Source organism: Vogesella mureinivorans (assembly GCF_007644035.1).
GTDB lineage: Bacteria > Pseudomonadota > Gammaproteobacteria > Burkholderiales > Chromobacteriaceae > Vogesella > Vogesella mureinivorans.
In genome coordinates, this window is sequence record NZ_VMTV02000076.1 from 1 (window position 1) to 264 (window position 264).

General features: G+C 63.3%; 1 protein-coding gene. It reads right to left on the reverse strand.

Annotation, left to right across the window (positions count from 1 at the left end; all coding sequences use genetic code 11):
- Nucleotides 1-264, reverse strand: a 264-nt coding sequence (locus FLQ44_RS02015) for an FAD binding domain-containing protein (protein WP_206208618.1), incomplete at both ends; no start/stop codon positions are given.

The window sequence follows — 264 nt, forward strand, 5'->3', positions numbered from 1 at the left end:
GATATTCGGCGCTGCCGTGAATGTCGCTGTTGAGGCCATCGGCAGACACCGTGAGCCCCTCGAGCGACTTCGCCGAAAACCGCTTCTTCAGCGCTTCTTCGAACTCGGTGGCGCGGAACACCCCGTCACCGCCCGCACCGGTCACTGCAACACGGACATCCGACGGACGCCGCGCGACGAACACGCCGACCAGAGCGTAACGCGACGCCTGATTGCGGAATTTCTGATACGCGGCCTTTTTCGGCAGCGGAAACATGACGCGGG